This is a genomic window from Aureispira anguillae (assembly GCF_026000115.1).
Taxonomy (GTDB): domain Bacteria; phylum Bacteroidota; class Bacteroidia; order Chitinophagales; family Saprospiraceae; genus Aureispira; species Aureispira anguillae.
Window position 1 is genome coordinate 6,043,993 of the sequence record NZ_AP026867.1, and the last position, 18,749, is coordinate 6,062,741.

Consider the following 18,749-nt stretch of genomic DNA (forward strand, 5'->3'; position numbering starts at 1 on the left):
TATTATAAAAAAAAATGAGCAGCAATATTTTTGAGGCTTTACCTTGTTAATTTTCCATAAGGAATTGGGCATATTTATAATCCATCAAATTATCAATATCGATAGAACGTTCATTGGGCATTTTGTACCCTCCCCAAGGCATCATAAAATAAGTTCTTTCTTTCAAAAACGCTGCTATATTAATCCATGTTACCGCCCCATTAAGTCGATAAGTTGTTGGTAGTTCTTGAGATTTTTTTTTGAGATACTTAGGATGTATTGCCTCTATATTATTTTCGTTTACGTAAACGGATCTTAGGGCACTGTGCTCTGTTGGGGTTACAGACATAACCGCATTAAAATCATTTTCATTATACAATTGATAGGATTTTTTTAAATCATCAGCAATTGTTAAAGGGGCAGTAATCAACAAAATACAGCAAGAGTCATAATTCTTATAATTAGGAAATCGTTCTAAAAAATCAAGCAGAACATCTACAATTCCATAAGGATCATGTGCTAGATGCTCTGCTCTATCATAAGGAACGTTAGCGCCATATTTTTGGGCAACAGCTTGAATTTCTTTTGTTTCAGAAGAAACAATAATATCATTGGGCGCAAACAAATGAGATGTTTGCGCATTGTTGATGGCATAATAAATCATTTCCTTTCCTGCTAAGGGCAAAATATTCTTCTTTTTTAGACGAGTAGAAGCTGCCTTAGCAGGAATGAAACAAAAAGATTTTTTAGATGTTGTCATAGGTAATTGCCGTTCCTTTTGGAATATCTGTCGTTAATTCTTTCCCAATAAAAAAGTCAAATTCTGCACTCGTAACTCCTACACCAGGACGTTTAAACTCAAAGTCTTCAACGTTTATCACATCTCCTTTCTTTAAATCGACTAAAGCATAAGGAGAGCGACGGCCAAGTTTACGTTTTTCTCTAACATGAGAAGGAATGGTACGACGATAGCTCCCCATCGCAGTTTCAACATCTCTAATCGATTCAACAAAACGTTTAGCATCTTCCTTTTCTAAAGAAAAAGAGTGCTCACAACTTTTGGTTGTTCGATCTAAAGTAATCGTTTTTTCGATCATATCTGCTCCCAAAGCAACTGCTGCTATATCCATATCCCAACCTGGAGAATGGTCGCTAAAAGCGATAGAGTAATTAGGAAACATATTTTTAAGCGTTGTAATCATACGAAGATGCACACTCTCCAACTTTGTTGGATAGCCTGACGGGCACATATGAATAATAATATTCGTACAACCAGCTTCTTCTGCTTCTATTACTGCACGCTCAATTTCCCAAATATCAGCATTACCAGTATCCAATTGAATACTTACATTTTTACTAGCACAATACTTAATAAACTCCAAATCATTGACATCGCCCGAATTGATTTTAATACTATCTATTCCCAACTCGTCAATAATAAAGTCTACCTCATCTTTGTACGTTGCAGTAGTAAACATCGTCAAACCAAGACTATCACAATAAGCCTTCAATTCTTTCCACTCTTCTTTTTCTAATTCCCTACGCTTTAGTACATCGTATAATGGTTCCGTAAATTCGATAAACTCTTCCTTACCATCTGCATCATATTGTAGGTATTTATAACTAAATAGAACATCCTTTTTAGCCATTAATCGATCGGCATATAACAATTGATACTTAACTGCATTCGCTCCTGCTTCCTTAGCCATTTTGGCCAATTCTTTTGCACTATCTATCCCTGAATGTGTTGGTCCTGCTTCTAAAACAATATAAGTCCCATTTTGGGATTGATCAATTACTATATTTTCAATTGTTGCTTTCATATCTTTCTTAAAATTTATTTTTGATGAAACTAATGGTTCAATACCTGTGCAATAACAAAGTCTTGTTCCTCATCTGTTAACGTAGGATACATCGGAAGACTGATGCATTGCTCATAATAAGCTTCTGCTGCTGGTAGATTCCATTTAGTTTCGTTTCTATTTTTGTAATAAGGTAATGTATGAACGGGGATATAGTGAATTTGAGCATAGATTCCAACCGCTCTAAGTCGATCATAAAGCTCTTTCCTGTCTTTGACCAAAACAATGTACAAATGATAGGCATGTCCCCCATCCACAGGATGCTCTAAATGTTTTACAGCCCCTTCAAAGGCCTCATCATAACGTTTGGCAATTTGTCTACGTCGAGCCAATCCTGTTTCTGCCCGTTGCAACTGAGAAAGCCCTAACGCACATAAGACATCAGGAATACGATAATTAAAACCCAACATTTGCATTTCATAATACCATCCACCATGGTTTTCTTCCAACACGTCTGGATTTTTGGTTATCCCATGCGTTCTCAACATCAATAACTTTTCATACAATGCTTTATCATTGGTAGTAATCATTCCTCCTTCTCCACAAGCAATATGTTTTACAGGATGAAAAGAAAAAATGGCTAAATCAGCATACACTCCATTGCCACAAAACTGTTTTTTACCTTGACTATCGGTAAAAAAACCACCTGGTGCATGGCAAGCATCTTCAATAATCCAAAGATTATGTTCAATAGCAAGTGCCTTGAGCGCTTCCAAATCCACAGCATAACCTGCAAAATCTACAGGAATAATTCCTTGATAGGTTCCCTTTGGCGCATTCTCCAAGAGCTGCCTTACCGATTCAATATCTATGGTCGCTGTTTTGGGATCTATATCGGCAAAACTTACCTTCCCTCCACAGTAACGCACACAGTTGGCAGAAGCAGCAAATGTAATTGGTGTTGTGATTATATTAGACATTTCATTGACCCCTAAGGCCAAAGTGCACAAATGCAATGCTGCGGTTCCATTAGCCACAGCCACCGCATATTTTGCCCCCACATAATCCGCAAAAGCAGCCTCAAATTCATCAATCTTGGGTCCCTGAGTTAGATAAGGGTGTTGCAAGGTTTCTATAACAGCATCTATATCCGCTTGTGTTATATGCTGACGTCCATATGGAATATTTCTATTCTGCATAAATGATAGGATAATCTAATTACGAAAAAACTTCTATATCAACGAGAAAAACATCTTAAACTGAAAAATCAGGATCTACATGTTCTGTAATTAAGTTTCTGATTTCTTCTACCGTCAACCATTCTGAATTGGTTCCAGAATTATACTTAAAACCAGGCTCAACATCTTTGGCATTAAAATGCTTCATATAATCTTCTTTATTCCAAATAGGAACTTGCGGCAAGATGGCGTAGTATTTTCCTAAATCAACGGTCGTGTAAGAATCCGCAGACGTAATCATTTCTTCGTGAATTTTTTCACCAGGTCGAATGCCGACTACCTTTTGTTCTGCATTAGGAGCAATTGCTGTTGCAACATCTGTAATGCGATAAGAAGGGATCTTGGGTACAAAAATTTCACCACCCCAAGCATTATTAATGGCATCAATGACCATCTCTACGCCCTCTATCAACGAAATGTTAAATCGAGTCATTCGAGTATCAGTGATTGGCAAGGTGCCCTCGTTTTGTTTCTTCATAAAAAATGGAATAACAGAACCACGAGATCCCATTACATTACCATAACGAACAACCGAAAAACTTAAATCCCTACGTCCCTTCATGTTATTGGCTGCAATAAACAACTTATCTGAGCACAATTTAGTTGCTCCATACAAATTGATTGGAGCAGCAGCCTTATCTGTAGATAAAGCAACCACCTTTTTGATGTTGCAAGATAAAGCAGCTTGGATGACATTATAAGCACCATTTACATTGGTCTTAATACATTCCATTGGATTGTATTCAGCCGTTGGCACCTGTTTTAATGCCGCAGCATGTACAATAATATCAATTCCTTCACAAGCTCTCTTAAATCGATCTTCATCTCTAATATCCCCAATAAAATAACGCATAAAAGGGTACTTCTGAGTTGAGAAGGTCTGCGCCATTTCAAATTGTTTTAGTTCATCTCTAGAATAAACAACAACTCGTTTTACATCTGGGTAACGCTCTATTACTGTTTGTATAAATTTTTTTCCAAAAGAGCCCGTTCCTCCTGTCACTAATAAAGCTTTTCCATTCAAATCCATAATACTTAAGTATAATTATCTTGTTTTTTTAATTAAATAATTTAGGGCAAAACTCAACCCCATTCAAATACTGACTACTGAGCTACATCGTCTTTTTACAACTGAACTTGATGTACAAACCAAATAATCAGTAGAGTGGCATTGTTTATTTTTCCTTAAAAATAATATGTTGCATCATTTGTAATTATGAGGAATAAGCGATCACTATTTATTAGAATATAGGCTAACAAAAATAGACATTTGTGCATAAAAGTGAAGTAATCTATCCAAAAAGAAGCAAATATTTAAGTAACTAAGCTTATTCCTTTTTGCTTCTTATTTACCTTTTGCCCTTAAAAAGGGCTCAGAAATATGCCTTTCAAATTATAAATGCCCACAATTAATTTTTCAATTTTTCAAACTCCTCTACAGAGTAAATATTAGAGAGTCGAGTCACTTCAGTGCTTTCTTCTCCTGCTATTTTCTCTTCTGTATAAACCAAACCTAAACCTTTAGCATAAACCTCTACAACTGCTCGCTTTTGTTTCCAAAAACCACCTTCCTTTCGATTTTCAATATCGTACAAATCCATAGAAGTAAACGTTATTGCGTCTACTTCTTTCTCTTGATAAGTATAACGAATAAATTGATTAAATTTACGGTCACGAATTAATTTTACGGTCAAAAAATCTGGTGGCAATTTCATTTCACAAACAAAACGATAAGCCATAACAGAATCTAAAGAGGCCGAAAATGGAAATACTACATTTTGGCTTACCTCATTGGAGTATTCTTGAACCGCCTGTGTTGTGCTATCTTGAATTAAAAACTTATATTCTTGAGTAATTACCCCATCCTTAATGATCCATTCCTTAATATATTGGTTCTGCTCGAAGTTAGGACCATAACGTTTCCAGATCAAGTATTGTTCTCCATTGGTCCCCTGTTCACTCTTTAGATGCCAATAATGTGATAAATAAACCTCCTCCTCATGTACCACAACATATTCGTATACCTTGCCTTTGGTTAAAGTTTCTAGCGGAAAATAAAAGTCCTTGATATAGACATGGTTACTGTCTACTGTTGGTGTTTCATCAGTGGGATTTTTTTCTTCTGGATTGGGGTTAGTACAACTAGATATGGATATAAAAAATAAAAAAATGAGTAGAAATTTCATCGAACAATAATTATGAATCAGCAATATATTTTTTCCAAAACTAGAATTAAAGTGCCAAAAAGGCAATAAAAAAAAGCACTAATTGCCAATATGACATATATAATACAGATGGAATAAAATGTGTTAGCAAAATTAAATGCTATATTTGCTAGACTAAGAAGTTGTTTAAGAACTTCTAATCAAAGAAGTCTGCCTCAAAACGTAGAAAAAGATATTTTGACTTCAACATTTTGAATTTCAAGAAGAAGATTATTCATTTTAAGTGATTGAAAGCTACCCTTGCCAATCGCTTCATAAACTAAAGAAAACATGTTTGGTTTTTTAAAGAAACTATTTGGTAATAAATACGATCGTGACATCAAAAGCATCATGCCTATTATAGATAAAATAAAGGACGAATATGCTAATTTGGCTAACGTCTCTAATGATGTTCTACGAAATAAAACGCTAGATTTTAGAAATCGTATTGCCGACTATCTTAAAGCCATTGACGAGGAAATTGCTGCTATCCAAGTAGATGTAGATGCCACAGAGGATGTCCTTAAAAAGCAAAGCTTATTTGCTGAAATTGATAAATTAAAAAAAGAAAGAGACGAGGAAATAGAAGGGGTTCTCAATGAAATTCTTCCTGAAGCTTTTGCTGTAGTAAAAGAAACTGCTCGCCGTTTTGCTCAAAATGAGACCTTGGAGGTAACTGCCACGGATTTTGACCGAGAATTAGCCGCTAAACAAGCGAGTAGTGAGCATCCTTTTGTTGTTATCGATGGGGACAAAGCGATTTGGAAAAATTCTTGGATGGCTGCGGGTAACTTGGTTACTTGGAATATGGTTCACTACGATGTTCAATTAATTGGTGGTATTGTTTTGCATCAAGGTAAGATTGCTGAGATGGCAACTGGTGAGGGTAAAACCTTAGTTTCTACACTTCCTGCTTATCTCAATGGTTTGGCAGGCGAAGGTGTTCACTTAATTACGGTAAATGATTACCTAGCCAAACGTGATGCCGAGTGGATGGCTCCAATTCACAATTTCTTATTATTGACCGTAGACTGTATCGACAAATATAGACCGCATTCTCCTGAGCGTAAAGCTGCTTATCGTGCCGATATTACTTATGGTACCAACAATGAGTTTGGTTTTGATTATTTGCGTGATAACATGTCACACAAACCCGACGAAATAGTACAGCGCAAGTTTCATTTCACGATGATTGATGAGGTAGATTCGGTCTTAATTGATGACGCTCGTACTCCTTTAATTATATCAGGTCCGACCGCTCAAGATAACCGTGCAGAGTTATTTACAAATCTAAAACCTGCCGTTCAACAACTAGAAGCCGTTCAACGAAAATTAGTGGGTGAGTTGTTGCGTGAAGCCAAAAAATTAATTGCGGAAGGAAATACTAGCGCTGAAGAAGGCGGTGGTGGATTGGCTCTTTTCCGTGCTTATCGTGGATTGCCCAAGCACCGTGCATTGATTAAATATTTGAGTGAACCTGGGATTATGTTAATCATGCAGAAGACTGAGAACTTCTACATGGCAGAGCAATCTAAACACATGCCTAAGGCTGATGCACCACTCTATTTTGTTATTGAAGAAAAAAATAGAAGTGTAGAACTAACCGACAATGGTCGTATGTTATTGGGCAAGGGTGCTGGAGACAATAGCCTATTTATAATGGATGATATTGGTGGCATTTTGGCTGATATTGACAAACAAACAGAACTAAGTCAAGAGGAGATTGTTAACCGTAAGGATGAAGCGTTGTTGGCTTTTCAAGCTAAAAATGAGCGCTTGCATGCCCTCCGTCAATTGTTAAAGGCTTATACTTTGTTCCATAGAGAGGATGAGTATGTTGTCATGAACAATGAGGTAAAAATTGTAGATGAGCAAACTGGACGTATTATGGATGGTCGCCGTTTTTCGGATGGCTTGCACCAAGCGCTAGAGGCTAAAGAGAGTGTTAAAATCGAAAAGACAACACAAACTTATGCTACTATTACCTTACAGAACTTTTTCCGTATGTACCACAAATTAGCGGGTATGACGGGTACTGCCGAAACAGAAGCGCAAGAGCTTTGGAATATTTACAAATTGGATGTTGTTGTGATTCCTACCAACAAACCAATTGTAAGAGATGATAGAAATGACTTGGTTTATAAAACGGAGCGAGAAAAGATCAACGCAATTATCAATGATGTTGTAGAGTTAACCAAAAAGGGGCAACCTGTATTAGTGGGTACCACTTCTGTTCAACAGTCTGAAATGTTGAGTCGTCTATTACAATTGCGTAAGATTGAACACAATGTTTTAAATGCAAAGCAGCATGCTCGTGAGGCAGATGTTGTTGCAGAAGCAGGTAGACCTGGACAGGTTACCATTGCAACCAACATGGCTGGTCGTGGTACGGATATTAAAATTTCGGATGAAGTTAAAAAAGCAGGTGGTTTAGCAATTATTGGTACAGAACGTCATGATTCTAGACGGGTAGATAGACAATTGCGTGGTCGTGCTGGTCGTCAAGGAGATGTAGGTATGTCTCAATTTTATGTTTCTTTAGAGGACAAATTAATGCGTTTGTTTGGATCTGAACGAATCTCTAAATTAATGGACTCGATGGGGCACCAAGAAGGGGAAGCATTGCAACACAAAATGATTACCAATGCGATTGAACGTGCTCAAAAAAGAATTGAAGAAAATAACTTTGGTGTTCGAAAGCGTTTGTTGGAATACGATGACGTAATGAATATCCAACGTGAATCTATTTATAAAAAGCGTAACAATGCTTTGTATGGTGAACGTTTGGCCATTGATTTGAACGATATGTTTGATCAAGTAGCGGTTTCATTGGTTTCTGCACACAAAGCTACCAACGATTATACGGCCTTTACGCAAGATGTTATCCGTTATTATGGTATTGAAACCAATATCACAAAAGACGAGTTTGTTAAAGAAAATGTCTTGGATAAATTGATGGATAGATTGTACAATCAAGCTGCTAGGGTGTACAAATCTAAGTTTGACGATATTGCTCAACGTTTGATGCCTATTATCAATAGAGTTTATAACGATCCCAACACCAATTATTTAAAAATAGGAATTCCTTTTACAGATGGAACTAAAGGAATGGAAATTGGTGCGGACTTAAAAGAAGCAATGGCCTCAAATGGTCAATCATTGGTTAATGATATCGAAAAATCGATTACGCTTGGTTTGATTGATAATGCATGGAAAGAGCATCTTCGTGATTTGGATGAATTAAAAGATCAAACTCAATCTGCTTCTTTTGAACAAAAAGATCCTTTGGTTATTTACAAAATCCAAGCTTCTAAACTATATGAATTGTTCTTAGATAGAATTAGTAAAGAGATTACTAGTTTCTTGTTCAAAGGAGGAATTCCTATCCATGAATCTGAAGATATTCACGAAGCGCAAGAAGTTGAAACAACCAATGAGGAATTACAAACCAATATTGAAGCGCAAAAGCAAGCCGAAGAAATGCAACGCCAAGCCGCTAAAAATGCTGGTGGTACACAAACAATCGAAAAACCAAAGACCTTTAAGCGAGATGAGGCGAAAGTTAAACGCAACGATCCTTGTCCTTGTGGTAGTGGCAAGAAATTTAAACAGTGCCATGGTAAAAAATAAAGCGCTTACGGTAAGATAAAATACAAGCATGAGTCATCTCTTAAGTGAGATGACTCATTTTTTTTTGTTTATAGCCAACTTAGTATTGTTTTAACACCTCAAATTCATCTTGTGCTAAGACCCATTCCTTATTTTGGAACAACCATTTTTCTTGGTAAATTTTTCCTTCGCCTATATTCATCGACCAATTCGAAGATAGTTGTGCGGTATTAGGAGTTAGCAGCTCAAAGGTTGGATTATGATAAATTAAATTCTTAGCTCCATTGTTTATCAATCCCTTCCAAAAACCTTGAATGGCCTCTTTATCGCTTAAATTAGCAAAAGGAACAGCATTCATAATAGCGTTTTGAGTATATCCAGCTCCACAACTTGCGCTATTTTGTTGATTGAACCCCTTGATCCAATTTATAGAACGATGAATAAACGTTTCTAATAGTACATGTGCAGCAATTGGATCGGTTGTATTTTCTTTTGGTTCCTTAAATTGTTCTAATACCTCAAAATCATCCAAGGTTAATTTCCATTTTCCTGCTTTCTTTTCCCATTTCTCCTGATAAATTTTTCCATACCCAATATCCATTGACCAATCCGCAGATAAAAAACTAGTAGAGTCGTTAGCTACTTCTATTTTTACATTGGTATAAATCAAATTTGCTGCCCCTGAATGAATCAATGATTGCCAAAAATTGGTAATTTCTTCTTTTCCTTTCTTTCTTCCCAAAGGTATAGCATTTAGGATTGCATCATTGGCATAGCCTTCCACACAACCCGCTATATTTCCTTTATTAAATGCATTGATCCAGACTTTACTAGCCTCTAAAACTTCCAATGCGACTTGATGGTGTGCAGTAGGGCTATGTTCTTGATAAGCCTGCACATTTAAGGCTTTTTCTTCTACTCTTAAATTAGACTGACAAGCCATTAAATTCAACAGAATCCCTAAAATTGTAGTGCCAATTATTGTTCTCATTTTTTTCATTGTTTTTAATAAAAATTGTGTTCCACACAAAGAAAATGAGAATCAGGCAGCCCAACCTGTGACTTTTGGCACAAGTCCAATGATTTATTGGATGAGCCTAATTTCCTTTTGACCTAATTTGATTTTTCCATGCTGTTCTAGCTTTTTTAACAATCTAGAAACTACCTCTCTAGTTGTGCCCAGTTCTTTAGCAATTTGCTGGTGAGATTTGTTTAAAATATGCTTCTTTGATTCTGAAACGATATATTCAAACAAGCGATCTTTTAACGGTTTAAAAGCTAATTTTGAATAACTTTCTAAGAGTACTTTATAGCTTTCTTTATAGGTATGAATGGTAAAGTCATTCCACGATTTGTATTTTAGGTTCCAATCTCTAACAAATCGCACAGGAATATTGAGGATGGTACAATCTCTTTCTACAATAGCATTAACATTGCTTTTGCAATCTTCAAAACAGGCAGACAAAGACAAAGTACAGGTTTCCATATCATTCAAATAATAAATTAGAATTTCTCGATCTTCATTTTCCTGATATACTCGAACTTTTCCGCTCAGTACAATCTTTAACACCTTGATAAATTGAGCATCTTTAATAATCAACTCTCCTTTCTTATGATTTGTTATCGTTGACTTTTCACGAAGTTCAATTTTAAGTGCCTCCTCCGTAATTGGTAGTTTATTGATAAAGGTATTTAACATCTTTTTTTCTTTATGACTAAAAACATCACCATGAACATAAAAAGAAAATAATAGTTTTCTGCAAGTAGTATAAAGAGTTTGTTTTTAAACAAAATTACAATAGGGGTTACATTAGATAATGCTAAAATCCTCGTTTTATCAATGTCTTAGGCAACAACCGAATGCCTTCTGTTGTAATACCATGCACCCTATAAACTCCTGCTGGCAAATCTTGAATAGAGAAGCTCGTAATTGTTGTTGCATCTGTTATTTGCTTCACCAGTCGTCCTGTCAAATCAACCACCTCAAGTTGAGTAATCATACTTGGTGCATTGACATAAACAGCTGCGCCATTGGTAGGATTAGGAAACAGTTCCATCGATTCTGTTAATATAGTTCCCTCGTTTAAAACTCCTAACACAGCAGTATTCTTTTTAAAAACAGTGGCATTAGATCCACTAATAAAAGGAATACCACTAGGTGTTATATCCATTTCAAAAAAACCAACTACTTGCCCAATTAAATGAGGTGGTGTATCATCAACCCAAGTAAGCCCACCATCTGTTGTTTTAAAAATAGCAGGTCTTTGTGTACAAGATCCTCCGCCACAATACAATCCCCCAATAACATAACCATTATTGTCATCTGCAAAACAAAAGCCCCTCATTTGTATAGAATCAATCTGTTTAGTCATTGTAAAAGTAGCTCCTCCATCTGTTGTTTTTGAAATAAAGCTTTCATTATTCAGCCCCTTGCTTATTATATGTCCTTCATTCATAGATCTAAAGTCAATTCCCGATATACCATAATGATAAATAGACGTCCAACTAAGACCACCATCTGTTGTTTTTAATAACTCATCCGCTGTATTTATTAAATAACCATTGTTTGTATCTAAAAAGCAAATATCATAAACCGTCCTAGCACTAGGCAAAGAGAGATTTGTCCAAGTTTGCCCACCATCTATTGTTTTGAGAAAAACACCATCCTCCCCTCCAACATAACCTATATTAGACGTTGTCCATTGCATCGCATAACAATTAATCGTATCATGTAAGGTAGTCCAGCTAAGTCCACCATCTGTTGTTTTTAAAACTTCTCCTAAGCCTATGTTTTCATCTTCAAACTGTATAGAAAGTATCCAGTTTGGAGAACCAATAGGGACAGCATTCCAATTGAGTCCTCCATCAATAGTTTTAACTAACGACCCACCATAACCACCAGCATAAACCACATTTTCGGAAACAACATCTATTGCATAAAGATGATATATAGCAGGTGTTGATGTACCAACCCACTGTGCCGTTCCTATAGTAGACCAAAAAATTCCGAATAACAAACAGTACATTTTTATATTCCAATGCATAATTTTTCTTTTTGATGTGTAAAAATAATTTCATTTTAAAATAGACCACATATTATTATTTACAAAATACTTTACACACCAAACATAGAGCCTATTATATATACAAGCTTTTACTAATCAAACAAAAATCAAGCTTTTAATAGATTATTCAGAATGGATTATCCAATTGATCTAACAATAATTTTCATACTCTCTTAATAAGCACTATAACAGACTGCCTAATTCATCAGCACTCCTTTAGTCCTTCTCTACCCAAGTTTTACAAGTGAGGCTTACTTTAGAAACAAAAAAAATAAACCACTCATTTACAACCACTTAAAAGCAATCTAAAAAAGTTTTTCAAGTTCGCTATAAAAGACTGGCATTCTTTTGGAATAGTAACGGTTAGAAATATCCATTCCCAAAGAAAAATAGACTAGTTATGAGAAATTATGATTTTGAATCTAAAAAAGAAGAAGAAAACAAAAAACGAGGTTTAATCATTACCTTTTTTGTACACGCTGTTGTTCTTTGCTTAGCAGTATTTCCGCTTATGGGTGCTATTCAAGATGTTGATTTAGCAAAAAATACGGTAGAATTTGCAGATCTAGATAATATCGAAATAGAAGAACCTGAGGTAAAGTTCGTTGATAATGTCAGCAACAAATCTCGCAAAAATAAATCCAACAAACCCAGCAAAACAAAAGAAGACAGCCCCACTCCTGAGCCGAGTCCTCCACCTAAACCAGAACCAGAACCCAAACCAGTCGAAACAGTTGACGACAAGGAAGTTCCTAGTGTTGTTCCCAATGACAAGCCTAATGATAAGCCTGTAAAATTGGATAAAACACCTCCTAAAGTAGATCCTAAACCAGACCCTAAACCAACCCCATCAAATCCGTCAGGGACACCATCTGAGGACAACAAACCTGGTGGTAAAGCGACGGACAACAGCCATGTAAGTGGAGATGGTGGCAATGATGATAATTTACAAGAAGGAGTATTTGGTAGAAAAGTAATGAAAAGACCAAATATAAAAGGATTGACAAAGAAAAAAGGTAAAATTGCAATCAAGGTTTGCGTCAGCCAAGAAGGAACGGTAATCGCTACAAAATATATCCCTAAATTTTCTACCATCAATGAATCTAAACTGATTGCTGCTGCAATGCGTGCTGCTAGAAGATATAGATTTGATGTTGATTATACGGCTCCCAAAAAACAATGGGGCAAATTGACCTTTATTTTTGATATTTAAGTTGTAGATAAAGATTTGAAAAGAAAATAGTATTCCTTCTTTTCAAATCTTTAAACATAATACTCCGTTGATTAGTTAGTGCGCTTTGCTTATGATCGTGCAGCTCTGTTAGTGGGCTTTACCTTTACCTGCGGTGCTAGGTTAGCTAGTGCGCTAGCGCTTATGAGCTCCCTGAGGTCGGTTCGTTATCACTCATGAGCTCGCAGGACTCGGTTCGCTGCGTTCATGTATCAATTTGATAACCAATATTTATAGTATAAAACAACAAATTCCCTAGACTGTCATATCTAGTAAACAGTGCTCCTAACTGACATGTTATACTATCTCTTGCTATCCCCGTCACATAATAACAAAAATCCGTTACCTCTAAACCTGTTAAAATCGTATTACCGCAACCTAGTTTCATTCGTTTATTAAAGGTTACTACTTGACAAAAAGTCACCTCTACTAATAAGCACAATACTACTATTAAAATCCCTCTCATAAATTCAAGATAAAGTCTCCTCCCTATAAGTTCTTATAAGGAGGAGATTGTTAAAGTATTATTTTTGAATAATCAGTTTACATACCTTAGAGTTCCCTTTTTCTGAGACCAATATGGCAAAATAAATACTCCCTGACTAGTCTTTTGTATTTAACGTAAGATGCCCTAAATTGCTTTGCAATTCATATAGAGCTATCTTATACCTTAAATTATTCACCCCTTCAAAAACTCCTCACTCCCAATCAAAGCCCCCTCCTGCCTTAGCTCCAAGATATAAACCCCAGCCTCCAAATCATATATGGGGAGGATATACGTTTTGTCCGATTGGTCGTAGGTCTTATACTCCTTTAAGAGGCGACCTTGTACATCCAGCACTCGAAAGCTTAAATCTTCTTGGAGGCTAGGATTGTAATAATGGACATTTAAATAGTCGGTTGTGGGATTGGGATAGAGCAACAGGTTTAGAGCAGCAGGTTTTTGAGTAGGCAATACCCCCGATATCAAATGACAACCTGGTACCAGACAGCCCTCTTCGTCTAGTTTTAGTAACCAGCCTTGTTGATGAACGCCTGTGCCTATAATATTCGCTTCTCCACAAATCAAGAAACCACCATCTGGCGTTCGCTCTGCATCGTAGATAGTGTATGCTGAATTGGCGGCATTGAGGTATTCATATTCTCGACTCCAAATACTATCTCCATTTGGGGATAATTTTACGATTCTACCATGGATGATATTATAAATTGGGTTGGGTTGTGGATATAATCGAACTACTGTTCCAAAGGCGACCAAGCTACTATCTTCTAATGCTACAATTTTTTGAAAATTTGCTGTGGTCAAAGCATCTGAATGAAATTTGGTTCCCCATAAAAAGTTACGGCTACTATCTAGTTTATAAACATAGGCTTCCTGAATAGGGGTAGACCATGTCCCTGTAGCTCCTAATCGTTCACTGCCCCATGCAGAAGCAATAACCCAACCTCCATCTTTACTTTTTATTAAATCATTAACTCCATGAATCTGTTGTGTATTGGGACTTTGATATACCCATACACTATTCCCTAGACTGTCTATTTTTTCTAGCTTGCTTCGTACCGTATAGTTGATATTTACACCACTTAAATTATCTTGCTGATAGCCGATTATATAACTATTGTCACTATCTACATAGACACAGGGGGTATGTTCTACATGGTCTATCGTACCTCTTGTTATATTCAGTTCCTCATTACCGTCACTATCTATTTTTAAAATACCAATATCACTTGCTCCCTGTGGGCTATGAATTGAACTAACAATTATATAATTACTATCCAAAGTAGCCCTCACATCATCAGGTCTTATTGAATAATTCCACGAATGAGGATTAGTATAAAAACTAGACCACACTAAATTTCCCTGAGTATTGTATTTCAACACTCCTCCCATCATTTTTAACTGATTGTCATATCGATAAGCAGACAAAATCAAAGCACCATCATAATTCGTTTGTAAAGAAGGTGCCCATGTTTCATTAGTATAAAAACTGTCTAATAAGATTTTACTAAAAATGATCTGACCCAAGGTATCTGTTTTTAAAAATAAGGTTGTCTTTCCACTATTAATCGTATCTCGAACAAAACCAGTCACATAATAATAAGAATCTGTCGCTTCTAAACTTGTTAAAATCGTATTCCCATCCCCTAACTGCATCCGTTTATTAAAAGTTGTAATCTGCCCAATACTATTATAGCAAAAAAAACAACCCAATAATATATAAATTAATTTCATAAAAAATAGGATAAAAGCCTATTTTCACCTAGCGTAGAAATAGGCTATTCATTAAATCCTTTACCGCTTCAAAAACTCCTCACTCCCAATCAAAGCCCCCTTCTGCCTTAGCTCCAAGATATAAACCCCAGCCTCCAAATCATATACGGAGAGGATATACGTTTTGTCCGATTGGTCGTAGGTCTTATACTCCTTTAAGAGGCGACCTTGTACATCCAGCACTCGAAAGCTTAAATCTTCTTGGGGGCTAGGATTGTAATAATGGACATTTAAATAGTCGGTTGTGGGATTGGGATAGAGCAGCAGATTTAGAGCAGCAGGTCTTTGAGTAGGCAATACTCCCGATACCAAATGACAGCCTGGTACCAAACAGCCTTCCTCGTCTAGTTTTAGTAACCAGCCTTGTTGATGAACGCCTGTCCCTATAATATTCGCTTCTCCACAAATCAAGAAACCACCATCTGGCGTTCGCTCTGCATCGTAGATAGTGTATGCTGAATTGGCGGCATTGAGGTATTCATATTCTCGACTCCAAATACTATCTCCATTTGGGGATAATTTTACGATTCTACCATGGATGATATTATAAATTGGGTTGGGTTGTGGATATAATCGAACTACTGTTCCAAAGGCGACCAAGCTACTATCTTCTAATGCTACAATTTTTTGAAAATTTGCTGTGGTCAAAGCATCTGAATGAAATTTGGTTCCCCATAAAAAGTTACGGCTACTATCTAGTTTATAAACATAGGCTTCCTGAATAGGGGTAGACCATGTCCCTGTAGCTCCCAATCGTTCACTTCCCCATGCAGAAGCAATAACCCAACCTCCATCTTTGCTTTTTATTAAATCATTAACTCCATGAATTTGCTGTGTATTGGGACTTTGATATACCCATACACTATTCCCTAGACTGTCTATTTTTTCTAGCTTGCTCCGTACCGTATAGTTGATATTTACACCACTTAAATTATCTTGCTGATATCCGATTATATAACTATTGTCACTATCTACATAGACACAGGGTGTATGTTCTACATAATTTAATACCCCTCTTGTTATATGCCATTCTTTTTCCACATTTTTATCTAATTTCAAGATGCTTATATCTCCGACCCCTGATGAATCATTTATTGAATTTGTAACTAGATAACCACTATCCTGCGTTATTCTCATATCATCAGGACGTATAAATGTACCTACTGTGTAAGGGTGATCAAAAGGTTTTATTGCACCAGTCCCCACACTATCATAATAAAAAATCCCCCCATACATACCTGTTGAATCATAAAAATAAGGTGCAGAAACCAACTCATTTTTTAAATTTGTTCTTAAATAAGGAAACCACGTTTCATAACCAATATTTATAGTATAAAACAACAAATTCCCTAGGCTGTCATATCTAGTAAACAGTGCTCCTAACTGACATGTTATACTATCTCTTGCTATCCCCGTCACATAATAACAAGAATCCGTTACCTCTAAACCTGTTAAAATCGTATTACCGCAACCTAGTTCCATCCGTTTATTAAAGGTTACTACTTGACAAAAAGTCACCTCTACTAATAAGCACAATACTACTATTAAAATCCCTCTCATAAATTCAAGATAAAGTCTCCTCCTTATCACTTCTTATAAGGAGGAGATTGTTAAAGTATTATTTTTGAATAATCAGTTTACATACCTTAGAGTTCCCTTTTTCTGAGACCAATATGGCAAAATAAATACTCCCTGACTAGTCTTTTGTATTTAACGTAAGATGCCCTAAATTGCTTTGCAATTCATATAGAGCTATCTTATACCTTAAATTATTCACCCCTTCAAAAACTCCTCACTCCCAATCAAAGCCCCCTCCTGCCTTAGCTCTAAGATATAAACCCCAGCCTCCAAATCATATACGGGGAGGATATACGTTTTGTCCGATTGGTCGTAGGTCTTATACTCCTTTAAGAGGCGACCTTGTACATCCAGCACTCGAAAGCTTAAATCTTCTTGGGGGCTAGGATTGTAATAATGGACATTTAAATAGTCGGTTGTGGGATTGGGATAGAGCAGTAGATTTAGAGCAGCAGGTTTTTGAGTAGGCAATGCTCCCGATACCAAATGACAACCTGGTACCAAACAGCCTTCCTCGTCTAGTTTTAGTAACCAGCCTTGTTGATGAACGCCTGTCCCTATAATATTCGCTTCTCCACAAATCAAGAAACCACCATCTGGCGTTCGCTCTGCATCATAAATGGTGTGTTCGGAATTGGCTGTATTGAGGTACTCATATTCTCGACTCCAAATACTATCTCCATTTGGGGATAATTTTACGATTCTACCATGGATGATATTATAAATTGGGTTGGGTTGTGGATATAATCGAACTACTGTTCCAAAGGCAACCAAGCTACTATCTTCTAATGCTACAATTTTTTGAAAATTTGCTGTGGTCAAAGCATCTGAATGAAATTTGGTTCCCCATAAAAAGTTACGGCTACTATCTAGTTTATAAACATAGGCTTCCTGAATAGGGGTAGACCATGTCCCTGTAGCTCCTAATCGTTCACTGCCCCATGCAGAAGCAATAACCCAACCTCCATCTTTACTTTTTATTAAATCATTGACCCCATGAATTTGCTGTGTATTGGGACTTTGATATACCCATACACTATTCCCTAGACTGTCTATTTTTTCTAGCTTGCTCTTTATACTATAATTCATTTGAGTACCGCTAACCAAATCATCTTGCATATAGCCAATAACTACACTTCCATCTCCATCTCTATAAAGACAAGGAATACGCTCAGCTGTTATAACATCATTTCTGTTGATTTTCCATTCTAATACTCTATTACTATTTAATTTAATAATACTTATTTCACCCGATCCTGCAGGTTCACGAACTGTACTCGCAATTAAATAACCACTATCTTGTGTTACGATAGCATCATCTGGACGAAAAAAGTCGCCCATTAAATATGAATTATAAAATGTTTTTGACCATAAAGTATCTCCGTTTAAATCATACTTTAATAGCCCCCCCCTAAAAACTGTATCAATGTTATATGTTGAAACAATTAAATTGCCATCAAAATCTGTCCTCAGAGAAGGTGCCCAAGATTCAAAATTTGCATACACTTTATAGAATAGCAAATTGCCCATGGTATCATATTTTGTAAACAATGTACCAAAATCGCAGTTACTAGCTGTATCCTTTACTCCCCCTGTAATATAATAACAAGAATCTGTTACCTCTAAACTTGTTAAAACTGTATTTCCACAGCCCAATTGAACTCGTTTATTAAAAGTTGTAATCTGCCCAATACTATTATAGCAAAAACAACAACCCAATAGCATATAAATTAATTTCATAAGAAATAAGATAAAAACCTATTTCCAC

At 36.2% G+C, this 18,749-nt stretch carries 14 protein-coding genes; 2 read left to right on the plus strand and 12 right to left on the minus strand.

The features are described 5' to 3' along the window. Window positions 1-46 precede the first annotated feature (46 nt). The 5 genes from AsAng_RS23720 to AsAng_RS23740 form a co-directional block, all read right to left on the minus strand. Entirely contained in the window at window positions 47-739 is a 693-nt protein-coding gene (locus tag AsAng_RS23720; protein WP_264789590.1) for an acylneuraminate cytidylyltransferase family protein, read from the minus strand. Next, entirely contained in the window at window positions 726-1,802 is a 1,077-nt protein-coding gene (locus AsAng_RS23725; RefSeq protein WP_264789591.1) for an N-acetylneuraminate synthase family protein, read from the minus strand. The genes AsAng_RS23720 and AsAng_RS23725 overlap by 14 nt, the downstream gene beginning before the upstream one ends. A 29-nt stretch (window positions 1,803-1,831) precedes the next feature. Further along, window positions 1,832-2,980 (minus strand): UDP-4-amino-4,6-dideoxy-N-acetyl-beta-L-altrosamine transaminase, encoded by a 1,149-nt coding sequence (pseC, locus tag AsAng_RS23730; RefSeq protein ID WP_264789592.1) that lies wholly within the window; start codon window positions 2,978-2,980, stop codon window positions 1,832-1,834. A gap of 55 nt (window positions 2,981-3,035) precedes the next feature. Beyond that, on the minus strand, window positions 3,036-4,052 hold the full coding sequence (gene pseB, locus AsAng_RS23735; RefSeq protein ID WP_407655347.1) for a UDP-N-acetylglucosamine 4,6-dehydratase (inverting): 1,017 nt from the start codon (window positions 4,050-4,052) through the stop codon (window positions 3,036-3,038). 376 nt (window positions 4,053-4,428) lie between these two features. Beyond that, a complete protein-coding gene (locus AsAng_RS23740) occupies window positions 4,429-5,205 on the minus strand; it encodes a hypothetical protein (protein WP_264789594.1) in 777 nt (258 codons plus the stop codon). Window positions 5,206-5,514: 309 nt separating this feature from the next. Here AsAng_RS23740 and secA point away from each other — a divergent pair, with 309 nt between their 5' ends. Further along, window positions 5,515-8,853, plus strand: a complete 3,339-nt coding sequence (gene secA / locus AsAng_RS23745; protein WP_264789595.1) for a preprotein translocase subunit SecA — start codon at window positions 5,515-5,517, stop codon at window positions 8,851-8,853. A gap of 79 nt (window positions 8,854-8,932) precedes the next feature. Here secA and AsAng_RS23750 read toward each other — a convergent pair whose 3' ends face one another. From AsAng_RS23750 to AsAng_RS23760, 3 genes are all read right to left on the minus strand, one after another. Beyond that, window positions 8,933-9,823, minus strand: coding sequence for a YybH family protein (locus AsAng_RS23750; RefSeq protein WP_264789596.1), 891 nt, complete (start codon window positions 9,821-9,823; stop codon window positions 8,933-8,935). A 93-nt stretch (window positions 9,824-9,916) separates the two neighbouring features. Continuing rightward, window positions 9,917-10,531 carry a Crp/Fnr family transcriptional regulator gene (locus AsAng_RS23755; RefSeq protein ID WP_264789597.1) on the minus strand — a complete coding sequence of 205 codons (615 nt, stop codon included), beginning with the start codon at window positions 10,529-10,531 and terminating at the stop codon, window positions 9,917-9,919. A gap of 121 nt (window positions 10,532-10,652) precedes the next feature. Continuing rightward, a complete protein-coding gene (locus tag AsAng_RS23760; protein WP_264789598.1) occupies window positions 10,653-11,876 on the minus strand; it encodes a YCF48-related protein in 1,224 nt (407 codons plus the stop codon). 421 nt (window positions 11,877-12,297) lie between these two features. Here AsAng_RS23760 and AsAng_RS23765 point away from each other — a divergent pair, with 421 nt between their 5' ends. After that, a complete protein-coding gene (locus AsAng_RS23765) occupies window positions 12,298-13,110 on the plus strand; it encodes a hypothetical protein (RefSeq protein WP_264789599.1) in 813 nt (270 codons plus the stop codon). Window positions 13,111-13,333: 223 nt separating this feature from the next. Here AsAng_RS23765 and AsAng_RS23770 read toward each other — a convergent pair whose 3' ends face one another. From AsAng_RS23770 to AsAng_RS23785, 4 genes are all read right to left on the minus strand, one after another. Next, complete coding sequence (locus tag AsAng_RS23770) at window positions 13,334-13,594, minus strand: hypothetical protein (protein ID WP_264789600.1); 261 nt, start codon at window positions 13,592-13,594, stop codon at window positions 13,334-13,336. Window positions 13,595-13,807: 213 nt separating this feature from the next. After that, entirely contained in the window at window positions 13,808-15,364 is a 1,557-nt protein-coding gene (locus AsAng_RS23775; RefSeq protein ID WP_264789601.1) for a T9SS type A sorting domain-containing protein, read from the minus strand. A gap of 60 nt (window positions 15,365-15,424) precedes the next feature. Then, window positions 15,425-16,963, minus strand: a complete 1,539-nt coding sequence (locus AsAng_RS23780; protein ID WP_264789602.1) for a T9SS type A sorting domain-containing protein — start codon at window positions 16,961-16,963, stop codon at window positions 15,425-15,427. Between the two features lie 213 nt (window positions 16,964-17,176). Beyond that, the gene (locus AsAng_RS23785; protein WP_264789603.1) at window positions 17,177-18,721 is read right to left on the minus strand and encodes a T9SS type A sorting domain-containing protein; all 1,545 of its coding nucleotides are present in this window, start codon (window positions 18,719-18,721) and stop codon (window positions 17,177-17,179) included. Between the last annotated feature and the right edge of the window lie 28 nt (window positions 18,722-18,749).

What these genes read in the sequence shown, in the direction of transcription:
- AsAng_RS23740 (WP_264789594.1), bottom strand. Translation starts at nt 5,205, where the DNA reads ATGAAATTTCTACTCATTTTTTTATTTTTTATATCCATATCTAGTTGT.
- AsAng_RS23780 (WP_264789602.1), bottom strand. Translation starts at nt 16,963, where the DNA reads ATGAGAGGGATTTTAATAGTAGTATTGTGCTTATTAGTAGAGGTGACT.
- AsAng_RS23750 (WP_264789596.1), bottom strand. Translation starts at nt 9,823, where the DNA reads ATGAGAACAATAATTGGCACTACAATTTTAGGGATTCTGTTGAATTTA.
- AsAng_RS23765 (WP_264789599.1), top strand. Translation starts at nt 12,298, where the DNA reads ATGAGAAATTATGATTTTGAATCTAAAAAAGAAGAAGAAAACAAAAAA.
- AsAng_RS23770 (WP_264789600.1), bottom strand. Translation starts at nt 13,594, where the DNA reads ATGAGAGGGATTTTAATAGTAGTATTGTGCTTATTAGTAGAGGTGACT.
- AsAng_RS23775 (WP_264789601.1), bottom strand. Translation starts at nt 15,364, where the DNA reads ATGAAATTAATTTATATATTATTGGGTTGTTTTTTTTGCTATAATAGT.
- AsAng_RS23755 (WP_264789597.1), bottom strand. Translation starts at nt 10,531, where the DNA reads ATGTTAAATACCTTTATCAATAAACTACCAATTACGGAGGAGGCACTT.
- secA (WP_264789595.1), top strand. Translation starts at nt 5,515, where the DNA reads ATGTTTGGTTTTTTAAAGAAACTATTTGGTAATAAATACGATCGTGAC.
- pseC (WP_264789592.1), bottom strand. Translation starts at nt 2,980, where the DNA reads ATGCAGAATAGAAATATTCCATATGGACGTCAGCATATAACACAAGCG.
- AsAng_RS23725 (WP_264789591.1), bottom strand. Translation starts at nt 1,802, where the DNA reads ATGAAAGCAACAATTGAAAATATAGTAATTGATCAATCCCAAAATGGG.
- AsAng_RS23785 (WP_264789603.1), bottom strand. Translation starts at nt 18,721, where the DNA reads ATGAAATTAATTTATATGCTATTGGGTTGTTGTTTTTGCTATAATAGT.
- AsAng_RS23720 (WP_264789590.1), bottom strand. Translation starts at nt 739, where the DNA reads ATGACAACATCTAAAAAATCTTTTTGTTTCATTCCTGCTAAGGCAGCT.
- AsAng_RS23760 (WP_264789598.1), bottom strand. Translation starts at nt 11,876, where the DNA reads ATGCATTGGAATATAAAAATGTACTGTTTGTTATTCGGAATTTTTTGG.